21 protein-coding genes and 2 riboswitches are annotated in these 21,888 nt (G+C 47.4%); of the genes, 7 read left to right on the forward strand and 14 right to left on the reverse strand.

The genetic code is table 11. The features are described from left to right. Positions 1 to 123: 123 nt before the first annotated feature. From ant(6) to ACQ5DJ_RS02515, 5 genes are all read right to left on the reverse strand, one after another. Positions 124 to 978 (reverse strand): aminoglycoside 6-adenylyltransferase, encoded by an 855-nt coding sequence (gene ant(6), locus ACQ5DJ_RS02495; RefSeq protein WP_429841113.1) that lies wholly within the window; start codon positions 976 to 978, stop codon positions 124 to 126. Between the two features lie 143 nt (positions 979 to 1,121). Beyond that, complete coding sequence (gene efp, locus ACQ5DJ_RS02500) at positions 1,122 to 1,679, reverse strand: elongation factor P (RefSeq protein WP_007725738.1); 558 nt, start codon at positions 1,677 to 1,679, stop codon at positions 1,122 to 1,124. 41 nt (positions 1,680 to 1,720) lie between these two features. Further along, positions 1,721 to 2,791: a M24 family metallopeptidase gene (locus ACQ5DJ_RS02505; protein ID WP_429841026.1), complete on the reverse strand. Its 1,071-nt coding sequence runs from the start codon at positions 2,789 to 2,791 to the stop codon at positions 1,721 to 1,723. 28 nt (positions 2,792 to 2,819) lie between these two features. Then, positions 2,820 to 3,260: a type II 3-dehydroquinate dehydratase gene (gene aroQ, locus ACQ5DJ_RS02510; RefSeq protein WP_007725740.1), complete on the reverse strand. Its 441-nt coding sequence runs from the start codon at positions 3,258 to 3,260 to the stop codon at positions 2,820 to 2,822. A gap of 140 nt (positions 3,261 to 3,400) precedes the next feature. Continuing rightward, the gene (locus tag ACQ5DJ_RS02515) at positions 3,401 to 3,913 is read right to left on the reverse strand and encodes a YqhR family membrane protein (RefSeq protein ID WP_429841027.1); all 513 of its coding nucleotides are present in this window, start codon (positions 3,911 to 3,913) and stop codon (positions 3,401 to 3,403) included. 124 nt (positions 3,914 to 4,037) lie between these two features. Between ACQ5DJ_RS02515 and ACQ5DJ_RS02520 the strand changes: the two genes are divergently transcribed. Further along, positions 4,038 to 4,985: a DUF1385 domain-containing protein gene (locus ACQ5DJ_RS02520; protein ID WP_429841028.1), complete on the forward strand. Its 948-nt coding sequence runs from the start codon at positions 4,038 to 4,040 to the stop codon at positions 4,983 to 4,985. 36 nt (positions 4,986 to 5,021) lie between these two features. After that, positions 5,022 to 5,381: a hypothetical protein gene (locus ACQ5DJ_RS02525; RefSeq protein WP_429841029.1), complete on the forward strand. Its 360-nt coding sequence runs from the start codon at positions 5,022 to 5,024 to the stop codon at positions 5,379 to 5,381. 41 nt (positions 5,382 to 5,422) lie between these two features. On the opposite strand, the gene ACQ5DJ_RS02530 is transcribed toward ACQ5DJ_RS02525, so the two are convergent. From ACQ5DJ_RS02530 to ACQ5DJ_RS02540, 3 genes are all read right to left on the reverse strand, one after another. Then, positions 5,423 to 6,352: a patatin-like phospholipase family protein gene (locus tag ACQ5DJ_RS02530; RefSeq protein ID WP_429841030.1), complete on the reverse strand. Its 930-nt coding sequence runs from the start codon at positions 6,350 to 6,352 to the stop codon at positions 5,423 to 5,425. 120 nt (positions 6,353 to 6,472) lie between these two features. Next, positions 6,473 to 6,904 (reverse strand): transcriptional regulator MntR, encoded by a 432-nt coding sequence (gene mntR / locus ACQ5DJ_RS02535; protein WP_173621541.1) that lies wholly within the window; start codon positions 6,902 to 6,904, stop codon positions 6,473 to 6,475. 99 nt (positions 6,905 to 7,003) lie between these two features. Next, positions 7,004 to 7,567: an NADPH-dependent FMN reductase gene (locus ACQ5DJ_RS02540; RefSeq protein WP_429841031.1), complete on the reverse strand. Its 564-nt coding sequence runs from the start codon at positions 7,565 to 7,567 to the stop codon at positions 7,004 to 7,006. Positions 7,568 to 7,723: 156 nt separating this feature from the next. Between ACQ5DJ_RS02540 and ACQ5DJ_RS02545 the strand changes: the two genes are divergently transcribed. Continuing rightward, on the forward strand, positions 7,724 to 8,731 hold the full coding sequence (locus ACQ5DJ_RS02545; protein ID WP_429841032.1) for a hypothetical protein: 1,008 nt from the start codon (positions 7,724 to 7,726) through the stop codon (positions 8,729 to 8,731). Between the two features lie 103 nt (positions 8,732 to 8,834). Here ACQ5DJ_RS02545 and ACQ5DJ_RS02550 read toward each other — a convergent pair whose 3' ends face one another. Continuing rightward, positions 8,835 to 10,232, reverse strand: a complete 1,398-nt coding sequence (locus tag ACQ5DJ_RS02550) for a M28 family peptidase (protein ID WP_429841033.1) — start codon at positions 10,230 to 10,232, stop codon at positions 8,835 to 8,837. A gap of 317 nt (positions 10,233 to 10,549) precedes the next feature. On the opposite strand from ACQ5DJ_RS02550, the gene dat reads away from it, so the two are divergent. After that, positions 10,550 to 11,401: a D-amino-acid transaminase gene (gene dat / locus ACQ5DJ_RS02555; RefSeq protein ID WP_429841034.1), complete on the forward strand. Its 852-nt coding sequence runs from the start codon at positions 10,550 to 10,552 to the stop codon at positions 11,399 to 11,401. 57 nt (positions 11,402 to 11,458) lie between these two features. Here dat and ACQ5DJ_RS02560 read toward each other — a convergent pair whose 3' ends face one another. From ACQ5DJ_RS02560 to gcvT, 5 genes are all read right to left on the reverse strand, one after another. Beyond that, positions 11,459 to 12,289, reverse strand: a complete 831-nt coding sequence (locus tag ACQ5DJ_RS02560) for a lipoate--protein ligase family protein (RefSeq protein ID WP_429841035.1) — start codon at positions 12,287 to 12,289, stop codon at positions 11,459 to 11,461. Between the two features lie 71 nt (positions 12,290 to 12,360). Next, entirely contained in the window at positions 12,361 to 13,440 is a 1,080-nt protein-coding gene (locus ACQ5DJ_RS02565) for an undecaprenyldiphospho-muramoylpentapeptide beta-N-acetylglucosaminyltransferase (protein ID WP_429841036.1), read from the reverse strand. 99 nt (positions 13,441 to 13,539) lie between these two features. Continuing rightward, a complete protein-coding gene (gcvPB, locus tag ACQ5DJ_RS02570) occupies positions 13,540 to 15,009 on the reverse strand; it encodes an aminomethyl-transferring glycine dehydrogenase subunit GcvPB (RefSeq protein WP_048032510.1) in 1,470 nt (489 codons plus the stop codon). Next, complete coding sequence (gene gcvPA / locus ACQ5DJ_RS02575) at positions 15,002 to 16,354, reverse strand: aminomethyl-transferring glycine dehydrogenase subunit GcvPA (protein WP_429841037.1); 1,353 nt, start codon at positions 16,352 to 16,354, stop codon at positions 15,002 to 15,004. The genes gcvPB and gcvPA overlap by 8 nt, the downstream gene beginning before the upstream one ends. A gap of 41 nt (positions 16,355 to 16,395) precedes the next feature. Continuing rightward, complete coding sequence (gene gcvT, locus ACQ5DJ_RS02580) at positions 16,396 to 17,499, reverse strand: glycine cleavage system aminomethyltransferase GcvT (protein WP_429841038.1); 1,104 nt, start codon at positions 17,497 to 17,499, stop codon at positions 16,396 to 16,398. Positions 17,500 to 17,577: 78 nt separating this feature from the next. Next, positions 17,578 to 17,692: riboswitch (glycine riboswitch) on the reverse strand. Continuing rightward, positions 17,693 to 17,790: riboswitch (glycine riboswitch) on the reverse strand. A 220-nt stretch (positions 17,791 to 18,010) separates the two neighbouring features. Here gcvT and ACQ5DJ_RS02585 point away from each other — a divergent pair. The 3 genes from ACQ5DJ_RS02585 to ACQ5DJ_RS02595 all read left to right on the forward strand — a co-directional run bounded on the left by ACQ5DJ_RS02585 (position 18,011) and on the right by ACQ5DJ_RS02595 (position 21,857). Continuing rightward, positions 18,011 to 19,717 (forward strand): DEAD/DEAH box helicase, encoded by a 1,707-nt coding sequence (locus ACQ5DJ_RS02585; RefSeq protein ID WP_429841039.1) that lies wholly within the window; start codon positions 18,011 to 18,013, stop codon positions 19,715 to 19,717. 35 nt (positions 19,718 to 19,752) lie between these two features. Continuing rightward, positions 19,753 to 20,889 (forward strand): YqhG family protein, encoded by a 1,137-nt coding sequence (locus tag ACQ5DJ_RS02590; protein WP_429841040.1) that lies wholly within the window; start codon positions 19,753 to 19,755, stop codon positions 20,887 to 20,889. A 110-nt stretch (positions 20,890 to 20,999) separates the two neighbouring features. Continuing rightward, positions 21,000 to 21,857, forward strand: coding sequence for a hypothetical protein (locus tag ACQ5DJ_RS02595; protein ID WP_429841041.1), 858 nt, complete (start codon positions 21,000 to 21,002; stop codon positions 21,855 to 21,857). Positions 21,858 to 21,888 lie beyond the last annotated feature (31 nt).

Below are 21,888 nucleotides of genomic sequence, written 5' to 3' on the forward strand. Positions count from 1 at the left end.
GACTGGGTAGGCGTTGTCAAGGTCTACGAGCCCTGTGCTTTTTCTTCTCACCAGCTTTGTTGGTCGATTGATTACCTTTCAAAAATAAAACCGCCCTTGATAAAGGCGGTCAAATGACGTCTATCACTTCCATGAATGGTAGATATTATCCGCATACTTGGTAATCGCTTCATCGTAATCTGGATATGGATATCCGAGACTTTTTGCCACCGCGCTGGAGTACTTTCGAAATAGCTCGTAGCACGTGAACAATGATTCCCACATCTGCGGGTAGTCGTTTTCGCTATAGCTGGAAAGTAACGCTTCCCAATCTTCTTTTGGAAGATAGTGATCGATGAATTTGTAATTTTTCCCGACACTAAAGGTAAACCCTTTCTCACATCCGATTTGCCAAGCCATCATTCGGAGCAAATTCGGTCGGGCAATTTCGCTGAGGTGGTCAATCGCAAACAGGATTTCTTTTCTCGCGAGACCTTTCACAACGTAAGTAGAGACCATCCAAAATTCATTGCAGCAGTCATCAAACTCTCTAGCAGTTGGCTTCCGGGTCCAATATTGACGATCGGAAGCTAGCACCTCTTGTTTGATAAGCTCGTCTTTATCCAGCAAAACCTCAACTAGACCATCGCTATCTGCAAAATACTGCTCTGTCTCATCTATCGGAATCAGCGTCAGATCTACTTTATTTCCATCCTCAAATAGCATGAGATAGGAAAACCAATTCCCTAACTCGGACGGAAAAAGCTCCATATCCTCAGGCTTTTGCATCATAATCCGATTCCCAAAAATATCGAGCCATTGATCATTTTTCTTGAAAGAATCCATCTCTGTCACAAAATACGAAATATCATAATCTTGGAACGGATCAGCGGGTATATTTTTGTTCGTGCGTGACCCTTCCAAGGTTACCAAGCGGATTCGATCATCTTTCCTCGCGAATTCGATCAGCATGCTCATCATTTCTTGTTCTGTTCTCAAGGTCATACCCCTCCACCCTACTATTTCTCCGTACCACTTAATTTAGTGCAATTACATAATTTTTACAATATCGCATCAATAGGAGAAGCAAATAAAAAAAGCTGCACCCAAATGGGCACAGCTTTTTCTTGTAATCCGTACTTTTACGCGCGGGAAACGTATGCTTCCGTACGAGTATCGATGATCAGACGCTCTCCTTCTTCTACGAAGAGAGGAACGTTTACTACGAAACCAGTTTCCAAGGTTGCTTTCTTTGTTACGTTAGAAGCAGTGTCACCTTTTACACCTGGCTCACATTCTGTTACAACGAGTTCAACTGTGTTCGGCAATTGAATACCGATTGTTTCTCCGTTGTACTGCATGATTTGCACGTTCATGTTTTCCTTGAGGAAACGCAGTTCACGCTCAATTTGCTTTTGAGTGAACGTCATTTGCTCATAGGTTTCTGTGTTCATGAAAGTGTACTCGTCTCCGCTCGCATACAGATATTGCATCGTGCTGGATTCGATACGGGCAGGGTTAACTTTTTCACCGCCACGGAAAGTCATTTCCGTCGTGTTACCGCTGCGCAGGTTGCGCAGTTTGGAGCGAACGAAAGCCGCACCTTTACCTGGTTTTACGTGTTGGAATTCTAGCACGGTAAAAATATTGCCATCCACTTCGATTGTCAAACCGGTACGAAAATCGTTTACAGAGATCATGGTAGTCCTCCCAAATCAATCAATAACAGAATAAGTATAAATTACACAGGCAAAATGAGCAACTCTTTCGTGGACTTGTTTAGGTTCTCGTGACCATCCGCTGTAATCCACACATCGTCTTCGATCCGAACGCCACCAAGTCCTGTTACGTAAATGCCTGGCTCCATTGTTACAAGCATACCTGGCTCCAATACGAAGGTACTTACAGTCGACAGCCCTGGTAGCTCGTGAACTTCCAGTCCGAGACCGTGACCTGCACTATGTCCATAGGCATCGCCATAACCTGCTGCTGTAATAAGATCTCTCGTGGCTGCGTCTGCGTCTTTTGCGGATACACCTGGCTTCAGTGCTTCCAAACCTGCGAGTTGTGCACGCAGAACGATTTCGTAGATTTCACGCATTTTCGGGTCTGGCTCTCCCACAGACAACGTGCGAGTGATATCAGAATTGTAGCCCTGATAAGCAGCACCAAAGTCGAGCGTAACCATTTCCCCTGCCTGAATCACTTTCTCGGAAGCTCGTCCATGTGGCAGAGCACCGCGCACGCCTGACGCTACGATCATATCAAATGCAGAGCCTGTCGCTCCTTGTTTGCGCATGAAGTATTCCAATTCCAAAGCAACATCAGATTCCCGCACACCTGGCTTGATGTAGCCTTGAATATGCGTAAATGCTGCTTCCGCGATACGAACCGCTTCACGAATAATAACCATCTCGGATTCGTCTTTAAACATGCGGATTTTTTCGAGCAGACCGCTTGTTGGCACCAGCTCTACTCCGTCAAATCCTTTGTTCCATTCCTGATAGGTGCTAAAGGCCACGCTGCTCTCGAATGCCAAACGCTTAATCCCTTTTTCTTGCAGGAGCTTTGCAATCGCTTCAATAGCTTTTCTCTCGTTATTTACCACTGTAAAATCAGGTGCTTGTTCTTGTGCCTGTTCCACATAGCGGAAGTCAGTGACGAGAAACGCCTCTGTTTCGGTGACAATGACCCATCCCGTTGATCCAGTGAAACCACTCAAGTAGAAGCGATTCTCTGTTTTTTCGGTAATAAACGCCTCTGCTCCAACTTGTGTAAGTGCCTCGCGCAATTTATGCAAACGTTGTTTCATGGCAGCCTTTTCCCCTTTTTGACAGCTTTTATTTTTTTTCGATTTTACGGACGAGCGCTCTTAGCGCCCATTCATACCCATCGATCCCCAATCCGACAACTTGTCCAATCGCGATAGGGGCGATGACTGAGTGATGGCGAAATGGTTCCCGTGCATGAATATTGGAAATATGTACTTCAATCGTTGGCAGAGCCACACTGGCCAATGCGTCTCTGATCGCATAGCTGTAATGTGTGAATGCCCCTGGATTGATCAAGATGCCGTCATGGACACCTCTCGCCTGATGAATCGCGTCGATGAGGACACCTTCATGATTCGATTGGAGATGCTCAAGCTTTCCGCCCAACTCATCCATGACACCCGTCAAGATTGTCACCACATCCTCCAGCGTTTCCCTTCCGTAAACATCCGGCTCCCTTGTCCCTAATAAATTCAGGTTGGGTCCGTTCAATAACAAGACGGAAGTCATCGACCATCCCTCTCCCTATAAAAGTTTTTTTACTAATGAAACATTTTACCACAAGCCGTCCTAGTTCCATAGTGGGCATTCATCTATGCAACTTTTCGAACATTATTACATCCATTTTGACAAGGAACGGAGAAATCCTCCTACCTTGTAGACTCATTCCATGTATGATTCTCGTCGGATTGCTCGAGTACGATTGTCATCCCGATAAACAAGCCAAACGTCAAGTACCAAGCACCTTCCGTACTTAAAGTGGCTATCTCCCAATTTCCGATATGAAAGAAGAAGCCTGCTATCACTAGCATGACCGCCCCGTAGACGAGTCCCAGCCACCACGCACGGATCCGGCTAAAAAGCAAGCTGAACACAAAGGAAGCAACTGCTGTTTCAACGAACAGCACGATACCACCAAGGCACACGCTCGCAAACGTATTTTCGTCCTCGATGCTGATAAAGGGACGTGCAAAGGCTCCGACTCCATACGGCGTCATGTTCAAAAAGTGAGCCATCAACCGAGCGAGCCCCCAAATGATTGTTCCCCAGAATGCGACCTCCAAAATCTTCGAACTGGAGATTCTTTTACTCTCTTGCTTCTCTTCTTCCGTATGGGCTACACGCGCTTGTTTGTGCTTCCGTCCTGTTTTGCTTATTTCCATTCCCATCACCTCTGTTCTCTAGTATGCTCTTCCTCTAAGCTTTTCACTTTCGCTTTACATTTGTTGGAAAAGTGCGAACTCCTTGTAGCTTCAAGTCGCCATTTCCGTTAATATAGTGGTAAGGATGGTGATTGTATTGGCGCAACAAAACGTACCTAGCTACGGCGGTCAGGCCGTCATCGAAGGAGTTATGTTCGGTGGCAAAACCATGACTGTTACGGCTGTTCGCAAAAAAAATCATGAAATTGAGTATTTTGAATCCCCAAGATCGGAATATAAATGGATTACTACGCTGAAAAAGATTCCGTTTGTGCGTGGGATTGTTGGTTTGGTCGAAGCCAGCGCCAATGGGGCCAAACATCTCAACTTCGCCTCTGAACAATACAGTATGGAGTCTGGAGAAGAAGTATCTGAAAGTCCATCGAAGCTCACCATGATTTTAGGTGTTGCTGTCGTCGGGGTACTTTCCTTCCTGTTCGGGAAATTCGTATTTACACTCGTTCCTGTTTTCCTGGCTGACTTTTTACTCGGAAAATGGGTACCGGATGGCGTACCTCAAACGTTGGCTGAAGGCGGATTTAAAATCTTGCTCCTCCTCGGCTACATTACAGCGATTGCACAAGCTCCGTTGATTAAAAGGCTTTTTCAATACCACGGAGCCGAGCATAAAGTGATTAACGCATTCGAATCCGGGGTAGAATTAACAGTAGCCAATGTACAAAAATTTTCCGCCCTGCATTATCGTTGCGGGAGCAGTTTTCTCATTTTCTCAGTTTTCGTCGGTGTCGTGATTTACTCCCTGTTCAGTTATGACTCCCTGACGGAGAGGGTCGTACAACGCATTGTTCTTTTGCCACTGGTAATCGGCGTCTCTTATGAGGTTTTGCAGTGGACAAACAAGCTCCGTGATGTACCAGTCCTACGTTACCTTGGTTATCCAGGATTGTGGTTGCAAAAGATCACGACTCGTGAACCAGATGACAACCAAGTCGAGGTAGCCATCGCTTCCTTCCAAAAGATGCGGGAGCTTGATCAGAAGCACGTGCAGGAAAGAATGGTTACGACCGGATAACGTGAGGCATTTTTATTCTCATAGAGGTGAAGCCCTATGTTACGCCGCATTCCACCAGTGATTCTGATAGTGATCGTATTGGCGATCTACGGATTTTTGATAACACTCTTCAATGATCCTGTTAATACGATTATCATCTTGGGATTATCCGTTGTACTTTTCTTGGTCGTGCGCAACTATTTGCAAACCGGCTCCTTCTTTTCACAAGGCGCAGGCTCTGGTAAACCTCGACAGCCAAAGGTCAAGGTGAAGCCAAAGACCTCCATAGGTCGGCAAGCAGTGAAAAAGCAGTCGACTACCCCGAGAAAAGATCATCCGTTTCGTGTGATCGAAGGAAATAAAGGAAAGCAAAAAGAAAAACAAGACGAAAAATCGCAAAATAATATCTCCCACTAAAAACAAGAACAGGTTGCCTGAATCGGCGACCTGTTTTTTTGTTAGACCAGCATTTTCGGAGAGCTATTACGAAACACTTTGACGTAGTCTTCAAAATCCCATTGTGCCAAAAATTTGTGAGCCGCTGCCTCCCCTGACTCAAACAATTGCAACCTCAATTTTTTTGACATCTGAAATTGGGTTGTCCTTACCCCTAATGTATGAATGAAAATCGTCCGAACGGCTTTTGCCTTTTCCACATACAGACGGTCATGGGCATCGAGCATAGTCGCCAGCAATCCCCGAGAGAAGGAAAAAAGACCTTTGATGCTGGTCGCTTCCCTCTTGTCTTGATCATCACTCAGGCGAAAACCAATCGTCGGCCACCGCGGAGTACCCGGTACATCAAATAACCACACGGGGTAGTTGCTCAATAATGCGCCATCGACGATGTAGTGCACATGTCCAGCACTTGTCAGCTTTGCGGGCTGAAAAAAAAATGGAATCGAGGAAGACATACGAACGGCTCGTGCCACAGGAAAATGATCTGCTTCTACACCATACCGTGCCAAATCGTCGGGAAATATTAGCATTTTTCCGTCAGTGACATCAGAAGCGACAACTTTCAGTTTACCAGGAGGAAGATCTCCAAATGTTCGCACTCCTTTTCGCTGTAGCAACTCCTCTATGAACAACTCAATTCGATCTGCTCGATAAACCCCTTCCCGCACGAATAATTCATAGATTGGTCCGATGAGAGGGAGCCTGCCCAGCCCTGAGCGCTTGAGAAAGTGAAGGTAATCCAGCTCTTCAAAGATCGGTTTCAACTCATGGCTTGAATAGCCTGCGCTGAGCAAAGCTGCAACAATGGAGCCTGCCGAGGTACCAGCGAGCCTTTCCCATGTGTATCCATTCTCCTCCATGACTCGCAAGGCACCGATAAAAGCGATTCCTTTTACGCCGCCACCTTCAAAGACCGCATCCGCTTTCACCTTGTTTCCCCTCCCTAAAATTCCTCCCCATTTTCCATGTATAAGACGACAGCTTTTCCATTACCACAAAGAAAAACGCAAGCCTGGTCGGCTTGCGCTATAATACGATAAAGATATAGACTATTCCTCTTTTTGCTCATCTAACAAGCGAATGTTACGAAGCTCTTCTATACGCTTTGGATCTGACTCGAAGTACTGAACCAGATACTCCAGACATGTAATCGATTCCCAGCTCAGGTGGTGCTCGATTCCTTCCACATCCTGATAAATATGCTCTTCATCCAAGCCAATGATCCGCATAAATTCTTCCAGAAGACTGTGACGGTCCACTAGGCGTTTTCCGATTTTCTTCCCTTTTGGCGTCAAGACAAGCCCACGGTATTTTTCATAAACGAGATACTTGTCTTTGTCTAGCTTCTGAACCATTTTCGTGACCGAAGAGGGATGTACTTCTAACGCTTCAGCAATATCGGAGACACGAGCATAGCCCTTTTCTTCAATTAAGTTGTAAATGCGTTCCAAATAGTCTTCCATACTCGGCGTCGGCGGCATTGTGAACCCCTCATTTCCAAACCGTTATTTCATCAAGCCAAAAAAGGCACGTAGAAATATCATACCGTGTAATGAGAACCATTTGCAAGAAAAAAGTACCTATCGCAGCTGTTTTTCTGGTGTTGGGTTCATCATTTGGACATATTGTACGAGTTGTTGACCCAACTGCTCCATGCGCGCCTGCAATCGCTCATCCTTCAACTTGCCTTCTGGTGTAAAAGCATTGTAAGCACTTGGGATGGAAGGGCTAGATGGTAACGGCCATGCATGCAGATTGCGCATGATTAACTGCAAGGTGTTGACCGTGTTCGTAGCACCCATGCTTCCCCCAGCAACGCCAATGATGGCAACCTGCTTGTCACGCAAAATGCGCCCTTCCAGGAAGTCAATGGCGTTTTTCAAAGCACCTGTCATTGTGCCATGGTATTCAGGCGAACCGATTACAAGTCCATCCGCTTCAGAAATCGCTTTGACAAATTGATGGACAATTTCAGGGTACGTACTGGTATCATCACGATCATCATACAGCGGCAGCTTCCAGTCCGCGAGATGAATCATTTCAACATCGGCACCTGCAGCCTTCGCTGCTTCGAGTACAATATGAATCGCTTGTTTTGTCGTAGAATTGGCATTCATGCTTCCGGCTATTCCTACAATTTTCATGGTTTCACCCCATCGATAATCTAAATACTGGTATGATCATCATTATATTCCATTAAGTATAATTTGTAAACATTTATGTTTATTTAATATCGTCTGTTCTGAACAGACCTGTTTGCCTCATACACTTGTACCAAGTTGCAAGTGAGGATGATGCCTATGGACAAAGTCGCTTGGCATATCGCCGTGCTTTTTGCAGGGTCTGCGTTAGGTGGATTCTACTTGGGTGGATATGAGTGGTTACGCTTTTTTACTTATTTCGGTTCCTGGGGGACAATAGGCATTGCACTTGCGGCTCTTGGCCTCGGATGGTTCGGCGTCCAGCTGTTGACCTTTTGCCATCGCAAGCAAATTCGCTCCCTATACGAGCTGTACTACGTATTGTGTGGCGAAGCGTTCGCTTCTAGCCTATCTGTCATTACCCACATTCTGCTATTGGGCTATACAGGAGTCATGCTTGGCCAACAGGCAGATTTCCTCTTGGAGGGGCTCTCTCCTCTATGGTTCATCCTTCTGACCATTGCAGCCATCTTCTTTATCATAAATCGTCGGAGATGGATTGTCACTGCAACAGCCATATCTCTATCCATCGGTTTATTATTATTCGGATTGATTTTCAGCGCGCAATCCCATGTTCCAATACCGAGCTTGGGTTATCAACTGAATGTGAACTGGCTGATTCACGCCGTATTTTTCCTTGCCTTGCATTTTCTTATCAGCTTGGCCACGACTCTACCTCTGGCAGTACGTGCGTCCCATGAGCGAACGGTTCGGATGGGGGCAATCATCGGAGCTGGAATCTTCCTTTTGTTCATGATGTTAGGTCAAGCTATCCTTCTTGCCCACTGGCATGATGCACACTCCGCGATTCTGCCTATCAAACAAATTTTGGTTCAAATGATGACGGGTGGAGATTGGCTTCTCGCTATCCTCTCTCTTGTGCATGGCGGAATCATTGTCGCAGCCCTACTCTACTCGTTGACACATCCAATTGCGACACGTCAACACCTGCAAATGCTGCCACTGATTGTCGTCATGCTACTTACCATCTTTGTATTCTCTCTCCTGACACTCGTTGTTCCGTGGAGCATGTCTGCAATCGCCAGTGTAACGACCTATTGCGGCATGTTCTTAATGGGCTGGTACGTTTGGAAGCATCAGCATTGACCTGCTTGTTTACTCGTAGCTCCTGTGGTCAAGACAGAGTCTTGGCCACTTTTTTTCGTATGATAGGATCCAATTCAACGGACTTATCGTCACGTAGGCTCCTCTATACATGGTTACTCTCCCTCATTTTACCACAAATGAAAAACGTCCCCCGAAGGAGACGTTTACTGCAAGCCTCACTTTCCGCTTTCAACTGTCCCCCATTTGGAGAACCCAACGGATAAGCTGGCGTTGTTTGTTCCGTAATTTTGTGGATCGCTGATAGGATTGCCTTAGTCGCCTTTGTGATTTCTTCCCAATCCATTTGCGCCAAGGTGTCTTCTTTTGCATGTCCTGTCTCTGCATTTGTCACAAGTGCCGTAGGAATACCTGCGGCTGCCAAAGAGCTCGCTGCACCGTTTCGTTCACGTGTACCATTCTTTTCGGTAGTTGACACCCCCGCTTCTCTCAGGAGTTGGATTGGCAAATTTTCGTTGCCCAGCGAATTGGTTGCAACAAGCTCTGCCTTTTGGCTGCCCACCCCATCGACATAGAAGGCTGCAATCATGGCTTGTCGTTCCTTGGCTGATAAAGCATTCGCATAAGCAATCGGGCCTCTGTTTCCCGATGTAACCGCACCGAAGCTTACGAACCTCACTTCCGTATCGATCGGCTTGTCAGCCATATTACGCGCGATTTCAAGTAAGGCCGCTACACCGGAGCCATTGTGATTTGCCCCTACCGATAACCCAGCGGAATCATGGTGAGCGGATACCAGAACGACCTGCCCGGTGTCGTTTTGAATGGGCTTTCGGCTTGCCACGATATTATACGAGGTTTGCTTGCTGCTTACGGCTCCTTCTACCTTGACGGTCCCGTTTACGCGTCGCTTATCCATGATGCGTTTTTGGAGCTTCGTGCCATCCGCCTTAGACAAAGCGATTACAGGCACAGCGATATCTAAGGGTTCGCCCAGCGAAGCATTCCAGCCTTCCTCTCGATCATTCCAGATGATAAGAGCAACGGCTCCGGCAGCCGCTGCTTGGCGTACTTTTTCTCCGAACGAAATCTCGCCTCGCTTGACCAAGGCAATCTTCCCCCGGGATGCATCATTCGCAAAATCAACTGCTCTTCCCAATCCTGCATCCACCACTTCTGCTGTAGCGGTTCCATTGATCCCAAAAGCAAATCCACTTACTGTCCATTTTTGACCGGGCCATTCTTCCATCGTCAGTGATAGAGTAGTAGGCTTTCGGTACGTATAATAAGAAAATGGATCGAGCTTGGTCTTGTATCCGTAAGATCGAAGTGTATTTTCCACATAAACAGCTGCCGCAAATTCCGTTTCAGTAGCAGGTGGACGGGCTGTTCTCGCCAGTTGCTCGACATGGCTGTATAAGCGTTCACTATCGATCCAATCTTGAGCTTCCTCTGCATGAGCACGATGTGAAAGGAAAGGTATCGGCAATATCGTTCCACAAACAAGCAAGGCACATAGCGCATAATGACGGACAGATCGCATGGCATTCTCCCTTTCCTTCGCTCTTTGTATTTATTATGGGCGGTTACGACAAACTGAGTCTAGTCAGAATAGTTAGTCAAATAACTTCATCCTGCGCCATCCCTGGACAGCTTTCGCTTTCTTCTGCCCAAAACGTCGATTTTTCGAGTGGCTTCCCTCCATATGAATTCTTAATAGAAAGGTGCTTTTCACCGTAAAATTATTGATAAAGAAAAGGCGACTTTCAAATTGACCTATGTCCTTTCCTTTTGCTAAGGTGGAATCAACAAAAAACCGTTTGAAAGAAACGGATTGGAATCCATTGAGGGGGAAGTACCATGCTGTATGTAGATGGCAAATGGGTAGAAGAAGGGCTAGTAGCAGTTCATCCAGAAGACCGCGGTTATAACTTTGGGGATGGCATATATGAGGTAGTACGCATTTATAAGGGGCGCATGTATCAATGGGATGGACATCTCACCCGTTTATTCCGAAGTGCCAAAGAAATAAAAATGGAGCTTCCATGGAGCGTAGAAGAGCTGACAGACTTAGCGAATCAGCTGATTGCCAAGAACAACATCACAGAGAATGATGACGCCAGCCTTTACCTGCAAGTATCTCGTGGCGCCTCTCCGCGCGTTCATGATATTCCGTCTGGGATCAAGCCTGTGATCATGGGCTTTGTCCGTCGCAAGGACCGCCCTGTCGCCGATATGAAAAAAGGCTGGACGGCACAGCTCATCGAAGATATCCGCTGGCTGCGTTGCGATATTAAAACGCTCAATCTGCTAGGAGCTGTTCTTGTCAAACAATATGCAAAGGATGCAGGTGCCCAAGAATCAATTTTGCACCGCAACGGCGTCATCACAGAGTGCAGCTCTTCCAATTTGTTCGTCGTAAAAAATGGCGAGCTGTATACGCATCCGGCTGACAATCTGATCCTTCACGGAATTACCCGCCAAGTGGTCATTGATTTGGCTCGAGACAATGGGATCACTGTACATGAAGAAGCATTCGACATAGCTTTCTTGAAGCAAGCCGATGAAGTATTCCTCACCAGCACGACTGCGGAAATCATGCCACTCATCTCGGTAGATGACGTCGCTGTCGGCAACGGACAGCCGGGACCTGTCGTGCTTACGCTACAAGACTTGTTTGAACAGCATATCAACACAAGTGTACTCGTGTAATGAAAAAAGCTCTCCCGGTATGTAGCATATACATCCGAGAGAGCTTTTGTTTATTGTTTAACGACGCAGATTCCATTCTTCTGTGGCATAACGCGTCTTAACGAGTTCTTCTGCCAACGCGAGTTCTTCGTCCGTAAGCGTTGAAGGGATCAGCTCTACTTCCAATCCGGATGCAAAGCCTTTCGAGAACGCCTCGATGGATTCTTGGAGACTGATTGGCCGAGGGCTTACTTCGTTGATCGTCACTGCTTTTTGTCGGAAACTATCGATCATCCGTTGTTTTACCCGCTCCGATGGGAAATGCAAGAGCGAAAATAGCAAATCTACGTCCATATCAAGCAAAATAGAGCCGTGCTGAAGAATAACGCCCTTTTGTCGGGTCTGAGCGCTTCCTGCTACTTTTTTCCCCTCTACCACGAGTTCATACCAAGAGGGCGAATCGAAGCAAGCGGATGACCCTGGGGAATTGTACTTTTCCTTCTCCTCATCACTCGCCAAAGAGACCATTTCCGCCGAGAGCCCAAGGTTTTGGAATCCGTGCAGCAGTCCCAAGCTAATGATTTTGTAGGCTTCCGTCACACTCGAAGGCATTTTCGGGTGGTCTTCGGATACGATGACACTGTATGTCAGCTCCTGATCGTGGAGAACAGCACGCCCTCCCGTCGCTCTACGAACAAAGCCCAGTCCTCTATTTTGAACTTCCTCTAGGTTGATTTCCTTGATGGCCTTCTGGAAATAACCAATCGATAGTGTCGCCGGGTCCCACGTGTAAAAACGAACGGTCGGGGGAACCTTGCCCTCACTGTGTAACTGCAAAATTGCTTCATCTACTGCCATATTCATCGCGGGTGACATTGCTTCCGTCACGATATAGCGCCACTGTTCCATCTATGTACCTCCTCATTCACAACGCCTTCATTGTACGCTTCTGGCACGAAGGACGGCAAGCTTCTGATGGGCTAATTGGAGCGAGCTGTTTCATGCAAAATGGCCAAGACCTGCGCCAATGAATCTGTTTTCTTCTCATTCTCTTCGTGCATTCGCTGCAAGATGGACTCTCTGTTGTTTTGCAAGTCATTCACCGCTTGAAAAAAGCGATCAGCCGTTAGCTCTTCTTCCAACAAAACATGACACAAGCCCTGCCTTTCAAAGGACTGTGCATTTAAAATCTGATCACCCCGACTTGCTTCACGGGACAACGGTATCAAGAGCATCGGCTTTTGCAGAGCTACAAACTCATAAATCGCATTGGAGCCTGCTCGTGACACGACAATATCAGCCATCGCCAGTAAATCGGGCAATTCCTCCTGTACATACTCGAATTGCTTGTAGCCTGCCACCTGAATCGTTTCATCCACTTGATTTTTGCCACAAATATGTACAATTGAAAAATGTTCAAGCAAAGCAGTAAGCGAATGGCGTACCGCCTCGTTTATTCTCCGTGCTCCCAAGCTTCCACCCATGACAAGCATGACAGGTTTCTTTGTAGTAAAAGAGCAGGATAACAGACCCGCTTCTCTTCGCCCCTGCTTCAGCTCATCTCGCACAACTGCGCCTACGTGAATCCCTTTGTTTTTCGGCACTTTCGAAAGCGTATCTGGAAATGTGACGCACACCTTGCTGGAAAAAGGGACAGCCAGCTTATTTGCGAGACCGGGTGTCAGATCTGATTCATGGATGACTACAGGAAGACGGTTTAGCCACCCCCCAAATACGACCGGCACGGAGACGAAGCCCCCTTTGGAAAAAATCACATCCGGTTTCCACTTACCGAGAAAGCGAGAAGCTTGCCAAATGCCTTTGAGGACTCGCAGCGGGTCACTCACGTTTTTCCAATCAAAGTAACGTCGCAGTTTTCCTGAAGAAATGCCAATATAGCGAACATCCGGTTGGTTGGCGACTAGCTCTCGTTCAATTCCTGTCGCAGAACCGATATAGGCGACTTCCCAGCCTAGCTTGATAAAGTGGGGGATAAGCGCAAGATTCACAGTGACATGTCCTGCCGAACCACCACCGGTAAACACAATCCTTCTCTTCATTCGGTTCGTACCCTCCCCTGCCTCTTCTTCCCCCATGATAGCACCAATCGGCAAGAAAAGCCGCCCGTAACAACAGGCGACTTTTCCCGGAATCTAGAATTATGCTTGTGGTTGATAACGCAGAATTGGCTTTCTTGCCGCTGTCGCTTCATCCAAACGTTTGACCACAGTGGTATGAGGAGCTTCCTGAACGATTTCTGGTGTTTCCTCGCACTCACGGGCAATTTGCAGCATGACGTCGATGAACTCATCGAGCGTTTCCTTTGTCTCGGTTTCGGTCGGCTCGATCATGAGGCACTCGTCCACGATCAATGGGAAGTAGATCGTTGGCGGGTGATAGCCGAAGTCGAGCAAGCGTTTTGCGATATCGAGCGTGCGTACGCCCAGCTTCTTCTGGATTACACCAGACAGGACGAACTCATGCTTGCAGACGCGATCAAATGGCAGATGATAAGCCGTTGCCAGACGACGCATCATGTAGTTGGCGGAGAGCACCGCATTTTGGGATACTTGCAGCAAGCCTTCTGGACCCATGGTACGGATGTAGCTGTACGCACGAACGAGAATACCGAAGTTTCCGTTGTAGCCTTTTACGCGACCGATGGAAGCCGGACGATTGCTATCCCAGTAGAAGCTGCCGTCTTCCTTTTTCGCTACGATTGGAGTAGGCAGGAATGGCTCGAGAATTTTTTTCACGCCGACCGGACCTGCTCCTGGACCACCACCGCCGTGAGGACCTGTAAACGTTTTGTGCAAGTTCAGATGCACCACGTCGAAGCCCATGTCTCCCGGACGGGCAATTCCCAAAATCGCGTTCGCATTCGCACCATCGTAGTACAAGAGGCCGCCTGCTTCATGGACGATTTTCGCCATTTCCACGATATCTTCTTCAAACAATCCGAGTGTATTCGGGTTGGTCAGCATTAAGGCAGCTGTGTCAGGTCCTACTGCATCACGCAGCGCTTGAATGTCAACCAATCCACGCTCGTCAGATGCAATGGTTACGGTATCCAAGCCAGCTACCGCAGCAGATGCCGGGTTCGTACCGTGTGCGGAGTTCGGCACGATTACTTTGGTACGATGTCCTTCTCCACGGCTCTCGTGGTAGGCACGGATCATCATCAGACCTGTCCACTCACCCGCAGCACCAGCAGCTGGTTGCAGTGTAACTGCGTCCATGCCTGTAATTTCACCCAGTTCTTCTTGCAGGTTGTACAACAGCTCCAGAGCGCCCTGTACGGTTTCTTCCGGTTGGTACGGATGTGTCTGCGCAAAGCCTGCGTAACGGGCAACATCTTCGTTGATTTTTGGGTTGTATTTCATCGTGCAAGAACCAAGCGGATAGAAGCCATTGTCTACCCCGTGGTTGCGACGAGACAGTTCTGTATAGTGACGAACCAATTGCAGCTCAGATACTTCAGGCAGTTCAGCCGGCGTTTCGCGAATGAGGTGCTTTGGCAAAAGGCTTGCTACTTCTACTTCTGGAACATCCAATGCCGGCAAATTGTAGCCCACACGGCCTGGTTTGCTCATTTCAAAGATCAGTGCTTTCTCTTGGTCGTTACGCACGTGTGATCGCCTCCAATTCAGCCGCCAATGTGTCGATTTCTTCTTTGGTACGCAGCTCAGTTACTGCAAACAAGGTATGATTGGCAAACTCTGGGTAGTCGAGTCCGAGATCATAGCCCCCGATGATTCCAGCAGCCAGCAGGCCTTTGTTCACTTCTGCAACTGGTTTGTTCAGCTTCACCACGAACTCGTTAAAGAACGGGGAGGTGAATACGATCTCCAAGCCTTTTGCTTGCAGGGCATTCTTCGCGTAATGAGCTTTTTGCAGGTTCATCATCGCCATTTCTTGTACACCCTGCTTGCCGAGTGCTGTCATGGCAATAGAAGCAGCCAAAGCGAGCAACGCTTGGTTGGAGCAGATATTGGAAGTCGCTTTTTCACGACGAATATGTTGTTCACGCGCTTGCAGCGTCAATACGAAACCGCGTTTGCCATTTTCGTCCTTCGTCTGACCGACGATACGACCTGGCATTTTGCGCATCAGTTTGGATGTTGTAGCAAAATATCCGCAATGCGGCCCACCAAAGGATGCTGGGATACCGAATGGCTGCATGTCGCCCACTACGATATCTGCGCCTAATTTGCCCGGCGCTTCCAGTACACCCAGAGCAAGCGGGTTGGAGGATGTAATCAACAGTGCGCCTTTTCCGTGTGCAATTGGTTCAATCGCTCCCAAATCCTCTACGTTTCCGAAGAAGTTTGGATACTGCACGATGATCGCTGCTGTATTTTCATCGACAAGCGCTTCCAGAGCCGCTGTATCCGTAACGCCATTGCTGTTGATACCTACTTCAACCAGCTCAACGTTTTGTCCATACGCATATGTTTTCAAAACACCACGCGCTTCCGGATGTACAGCGCGGGAAACGATTACGCGCTTTTTGCCAGTGTGACCTGCAGCCATCATCGCTGCCTCTGCCAAAGAAGTCGCGCCGTCATACATCGAGGAGTTAGCTACCTCCATGCCAGTCAGCGCACATACCATCGTTTGGAACTCAAAAATAGCTTGCAGCTCACCTTGGCTAATTTCTGGCTGGTAAGGTGTATAGGCGGTAAAGAATTCACCGCGAAGCAGCATATGATTAACTGTGCTCGGCGTGTAATGTTGATAAACACCCGCACCTAGAAAGTTAACATGCGTGCTGAAGTTTACGTTTTTATTTGCGAGGCGTGTAAAATACTTCACCAAATCTGGCTCGGAAAGTGCTTCTGGAATATTCAAAGCACCTTTGAAACGTACTTCTTCCGGAATATCAGCAAACAGTTCTTCTATACTCGAAATGCCGAGGGTTTCCAGCATTTCGCGCTTGTCCTGATCAGTTTGGGGCAGGTAGCGGTATTTCACGGACGTTGTCCTCCTCTAAAAGGATGTATGTGGTGTATCGCTTAGTTTTTTGGACGTTTATAAAATGGAGCGGCTACGACTTCTGCTTTCAGACGTTTTCCGCGAATTTCTACTTCTACTTGTGTACCTAACGCAGCATGCTCGGTTTTTACGAGAGCGAGACCGACGTTCTTCTTCAAGGTTGGAGATTGTGTTCCCGTCGTCACTTCGCCAATGAGCTCTTCCCCCACATAGACAGGGTAATGTGTACGCGGGATCCCACGGTCGATCATTTCGATCCCTACCAGCTTGCGTGGGGCACCGTTTTCTTTTTGTGCCTTCAGCACTTCTTGACCGATGAACGGCACTTCTTTGTCTACCTTGACAGCAAAGCCAATGCCCGCTTCGATCGGAGTGATGTCTTTGCTGAGCTCTTGGCCGTACAGTGGCAGCTTGGATTCAAAACGAAGCGTATCGCGCGCACCGAGACCGCACGGCAAAAGACCTTCTTCTTTTCCGCCATCCAGCAAGATGTTCCACAGCTCTGCTGCACGATCGGCATCCAAATAAATCTCGAAGCCATCCTCGCCAGTATAGCCAGTGCGGGAGACCAATGCCGGAATACCGCTCACTTGGACATCACGCTCAAAACGGAAAAAGCCGATTTGAGACAAGTCTGTCGTCGTCAGCTTTTGCAGAATGGATTCTGCCAAAGGACCTTGAATCGCGATTTGTGCTGTTTGTGGCGAAATATTCTCAATCGTTACGCCGGGAATCAGATGTTCTTCTAGCCACGCATAGTCTTTGTCGATATTCCCCGCGTTGATGACGAGCAGGTAATGATCATCTGCATATTTGTAAACAAGCAGATCGTCTACCGTCCCCCCATCTGGGTAGCAAAGCACACTGTACTGCGCCTGCCCAACTGCCAGCTTGGATACGTCATTCGTAGTCACACGCTGGAGATAAGAAAGAGCGTTTTCCCCTTTTACGTCCACTTCTCCCATATGGGAAACATCAAATAGACCAGCTTTTGTCCGAACAGCTTCATGCTCTTGACCAATGCTTGTAAACTGCACCGGCAGATCCCAACCACCGAAGTCGATGGTTTTCGCGCCATACTTTGCATAAGAATCAAATAGTGGCGTACGTTTCAAATTGGACATGTGGCACCTCCTGTGAACAATAAGATCCAAAACAAAACAGAGGAGAAAAAACGGGTACACCAAAATAATGGTGCCCATTTCTCCTCCTCTGTCCTTGGTACCTGAGAGTTACCTTGCGAAGCTCATGAGGAATCTTTCTTCCCCACTTGCAAGTTTCCCCTTTGGTGGCTCGTGTGAGCTCTCTCCAGAGTTGCGTCCGGTAGAGGTACTTTTGCCTGAGAGATTCACCGTTACCGGCTTGCTCCTTCGGCGCTGCCAAACGTTCAAGCAGTCTCTCCCTACTACCATCATTCGCGGTTGTTTCATGGTCATACATAAGTTTTTGCTATCATTTCCATACTAATGGATGTACTACCTCTTTATCCTACCATGAGAGTCCAAAGTTGAAAATATACAAATTAACAGTCAGTTTCAGAAAAACTTAACAAAAGACATTGACAATAGATAAATGTTCAGTTTTTAGACATTAACCATGAAAGTTATGGCAGAGCTATGAAAAGGAGTATCTTATATGCCGAATGTTCCTATTTCATTTGATACGAACTGGATCAATCCGCTTACAGAACGTATGCAAGAAGATGGCCCCTGGGATAAGTGGGAGCTATTCAAGCTCTCATTGGAAGCCGAGGAAGCGATGTCTGTTCACGAATTTGATCAGCTGCAATGTCTGAAATACCTCCCACTCTTATCGCCATTTCCACACCAGTTGGAAACGGCGAAACGTGTCCTATTAGAGATGCGTGGCCGAGCCATTCTCGCTGATGAGGTCGGTCTGGGAAAAACGATCGAAGCAGGTTTGATCATGAAGGAGTATATGGTCCGCGGCTTGGCTAAAAAAATTCTCGTTCTAGTTCCAGCCTCACTCGTCATTCAATGGACAAAAGAGCTTCATCAGAAATTCGGGATTGCAGCAGTCGCGCAAAAAAAAGAATATATGTGGCGGCAACACGAGGTCGTTGTCGCATCGATAGACACAGCAAAACGAGATCCTCACAGGCGTCACGTACTCGACATCGATTACGACATGCTCATCATCGACGAGGCCCATAAACTCAAAAATAAACGGACACGCAACTATCAGTTCGTCAAAGAAATCCGCAAAAAATATTGCCTGCTCCTTACCGCAACTCCTATTCAAAACGAGATGGACGAGCTATACAACCTCATCAATTTGTTAAAGCCAGGTCACCTCGGCCATACTTCCACCTTCTCTACCAATTACGTAGAGGGCAAACGCCAATCCAAAAACAGCGAGAAATTGCGGGAAGAAATTGAAAAGGTCATGATTCGCAACAAACGAAGTGATGGTGGTATTCAATTCACCAGTCGCCGCGTTCAGTCGATTCCGATTGATCTTTCTCCAGAGGAATTGACCTTGTACGAAGGTGTGACGCGCTTTGTTCGTGAGCAATACCAAACAGGATTTGGCGTAGGCGGCTTCAACTCTCTCGCTCTGATTACTTTGCAGCGTGAGGTCTGCTCAAGTAAGGAAGCTGCGTTTATGACGCTGTATAACATGCACCAGCGCACCGGAGAGGACTCTCCCTTGCGCACACAAATTCTTGAGCTAGTCGAGATGATCAAACAAATTGAGACACATTCCAAGGCTGCCAAAGCGGTTGAGCTCATTCAACAAATCAACGACAAAGTGATCATTTTTACCGAGTATCGAGCAACACAAAACTATCTACAAAAGTATTTGCACGACCACGGCATTACTTCTGTCCCCTTCCGCGGTGGCTTTAAACGCAGCAAAAAGGACTGGATGACTGATCTTTTCCAAAATCGTGCACAAGTCCTGATCGCGACGGAAGCAGGCGGGGAAGGCATCAATTTGCAGTTCTGCAATCAAGTAATCAATTACGATATGCCTTGGAATCCCATGCGAGTGGAGCAACGAATCGGTCGCGTCCATCGTCTCGGACAAAAAAGAGATGTGCACATTTACAATTTATCAACAACAGGAACGATCGAGGAGCATATTCTCAAGCTGCTGTATGAAAAAATCGACCTGTTTGAAATGGTCATCGGTGAACTCGATGATATTGTGGAACGTCTGAATTTAAGTCACGCCTTGGAAGATAATCTGATTCAAATCATTATGGATTCCCGCTCCTCCAAAGAAATGGCGCTGAAGCTCGATAACATTGGACACGCGATTCGGGCAAGCAAAATAACAAAAGAATCGGTCCCTCTTTCTGAGGCGGCTGACCAATAATTCTGTTGGAAACGAAAAAGAAATGAGGTCTCCTGATGCAGCAACAACAGGTCAGACAATTTGTCGAGCGCTATTTGGCGACTTTTTCAGCCCATATCGTCGAATCTCACCCGGATTATTTCACAGTCAAACTCCCTGTCGAGGTGGACAAAGATATCGGCAATCGCCCTTTTTACTGGAGCTGGGTGGATAAGATGAATTTGGCTTATCAGCCATTAATACTCACCTTTACTTTTCATCCGGATTGCACGCCTGAGGGTTTACGATCCGAGCATCTGCATCTAGGGGCTGCACGCATGCAACAAATTTTCTCTTCAACCAAAAAGCATGGCAGCTTTGTCTGTATGTACGAGCAACAAGGGGGACTTTTAGGCAATGCCGGCAAGCGTCGGTCAACCCCTCTCGTGCCTTGGCTCGGGATGAACTTGAAGGTTTCTCTGCTCTGTGACAAGCGTCGTGACATTTTATTGTACCTGGGGATTAATTTGCATCAGCCACGGATGGTGACGGATTTCACTTCGTTTTTATTTTCACTTTCCTTGACCCCTGCGATCCCTGACTACTATTACACGTTAGATCGAAAGGTAACCATACAGGAAGCCCTCCAAATGGCACAACAGGAAGTCGAACATACATTGGAACAAGAAGATCAGCAATGGGCAGAGGAAGCGCGCACACGTTTGAGCGAAGAAATGTCCATCTTGGAAGCGTACTATGAAGAATTAGCACGGCGCGAACCACAGGATGAGCAGGCAAACGCGAACAAAACCGAAGATGAAACCGATGATGCAGCAGAGCAGCCCGAAGCTCAGTCGTCGCTCGAGCAAGAAGCCCTGCATTCCGAACCTGATCCAACTGGACCAGCTTCTGTCGAACAGCCAATATCTTTTGACGAATACCGGGCTTCTGGCGGACGAATCCTCGACTTTTTACGAGCAAATGGAATCCAAACCACTTCACGCGAAGAGATTAATCAAGCAGAGTGGAAAAAGAGCACGCCAGATGAGGAAAGACAACGCCGAAAGGACGAGTTGGCATGGCAATACGAGCCGCGGATCGAGGTTTCGTTCATCAACGGTGGCTTGTTCTATTTATCTTCCTCTCCTCCGCTCATGCGGTCATCGAAAGCAAAAAGCATGCGACATCTCCCCGCATCAGGGCGAATCCTGTAAAAGATCAACGAGAAAATGTGAAACAGAAAAGACACGTTGCAACAAATCTTTTTGTCATAGCTGGTTACAATAGGAATAGGTTAAGCCTTTACAAAAGGTGGTGCATAGTTGTGACCAGACGATTTCTTCCTTTTATCGCTGCTCTTTTGTCTCTGATGCTGCTTTCCTTACCAGCTTTTGCGCAAGACGAAGCAAGTTGGGACAAGCAATTCCAAGCACAAATTCGAGAATGGGTAGATGCAATCGCAAGCCGAGACCCTCAATTCAAGCAATGGCAGGATGCAAAAACGGACGTGCAAACACTTGGTGCAGGGCAGCATCAATGGCTGGTAAGTATAAAAAAAGCGGACAAGCAAGTAGGGTATTTGGTGATAGGAGAAGCACCTGATTCCACTTCCCATGAGAAATTTGTTCTGCTGGAATACGGTGTCGGGGAGTACATCTTGTTCGATGACGCTTTTGCTCCGAAAGAAATCGCGGCAGAGCCAGTTTATGACGGGTTCGCTTCTTACTGGCTGATCACCCAGAAGTCAGATTCTCAAATGGTCAATGCAAAAACGGGAGAAATGTACCCCACTTCCTTTCAAATTAGTGAGCCCGCTGTCGATGCTTTTGCAGGCGAGCAGCTCATACAAAATGGACAACGCCTGACTCAAATGAGAATTTTAAGCGCAGCCGAGGCTGATCCTTTTGATCATATCGGGTGGGTCAGCCAAATGAGTACAACGGACACAGACGTGTCCTGGAAACAATTGTGGCAGCAAGATTATACCTCACCGGTAACATTAGCCGTCCCGATTCATCAGTCACAGGTTTTGGCACCCTTTGTAGTGGGGTCCCTGCATTTATGGAACGACCAAAATGCTTATGTCGGCGTATGGGATGAGGGCCTGCGCTTTGTCCCGTATTCGTATGCCCATCGCGTCGGACGATTTTTCGTAAACGAAACAAGCTCTCCTGCCGAATAACCGGTTGGAGAGCTTGTTTTTTACGTTTTCT

It is taken from the genome of Brevibacillus sp. FIR094 (genome assembly GCF_050477165.1).
Lineage (GTDB): Bacteria > Bacillota > Bacilli > Brevibacillales > Brevibacillaceae > Brevibacillus.

Bases quoted from the DNA above. Each gene is read 5' to 3' on its own strand.
- efp (WP_007725738.1), bottom strand. From the start codon at position 1,679: ATGATCTCTGTAAACGATTTTCGTACCGGTTTGACAATCGAAGTGGAT.
- ACQ5DJ_RS02505 (WP_429841026.1), bottom strand. From the start codon at position 2,791: ATGAAACAACGTTTGCATAAATTGCGCGAGGCACTTACACAAGTTGGA.
- aroQ (WP_007725740.1), bottom strand. From the start codon at position 3,260: ATGACTTCCGTCTTGTTATTGAACGGACCCAACCTGAATTTATTAGGG.
- ACQ5DJ_RS02515 (WP_429841027.1), bottom strand. From the start codon at position 3,913: ATGGAAATAAGCAAAACAGGACGGAAGCACAAACAAGCGCGTGTAGCC.
- ACQ5DJ_RS02520 (WP_429841028.1), top strand. From the start codon at position 4,038: ATGGTGATTGTATTGGCGCAACAAAACGTACCTAGCTACGGCGGTCAG.
- ACQ5DJ_RS02525 (WP_429841029.1), top strand. From the start codon at position 5,022: ATGTTACGCCGCATTCCACCAGTGATTCTGATAGTGATCGTATTGGCG.
- mntR (WP_173621541.1), bottom strand. From the start codon at position 6,904: ATGCCGCCGACGCCGAGTATGGAAGACTATTTGGAACGCATTTACAAC.
- ACQ5DJ_RS02540 (WP_429841031.1), bottom strand. From the start codon at position 7,567: ATGAAAATTGTAGGAATAGCCGGAAGCATGAATGCCAATTCTACGACA.
- ACQ5DJ_RS02545 (WP_429841032.1), top strand. From the start codon at position 7,724: ATGGACAAAGTCGCTTGGCATATCGCCGTGCTTTTTGCAGGGTCTGCG.
- ACQ5DJ_RS02550 (WP_429841033.1), bottom strand. From the start codon at position 10,232: ATGCGATCTGTCCGTCATTATGCGCTATGTGCCTTGCTTGTTTGTGGA.
- dat (WP_429841034.1), top strand. From the start codon at position 10,550: ATGCTGTATGTAGATGGCAAATGGGTAGAAGAAGGGCTAGTAGCAGTT.
- ACQ5DJ_RS02560 (WP_429841035.1), bottom strand. From the start codon at position 12,289: ATGGAACAGTGGCGCTATATCGTGACGGAAGCAATGTCACCCGCGATG.
- ACQ5DJ_RS02565 (WP_429841036.1), bottom strand. From the start codon at position 13,440: ATGAAGAGAAGGATTGTGTTTACCGGTGGTGGTTCGGCAGGACATGTC.
- gcvT (WP_429841038.1), bottom strand. From the start codon at position 17,499: ATGTCCAATTTGAAACGTACGCCACTATTTGATTCTTATGCAAAGTAT.
- ACQ5DJ_RS02585 (WP_429841039.1), top strand. From the start codon at position 18,011: ATGCCGAATGTTCCTATTTCATTTGATACGAACTGGATCAATCCGCTT.
- ACQ5DJ_RS02590 (WP_429841040.1), top strand. From the start codon at position 19,753: ATGCAGCAACAACAGGTCAGACAATTTGTCGAGCGCTATTTGGCGACT.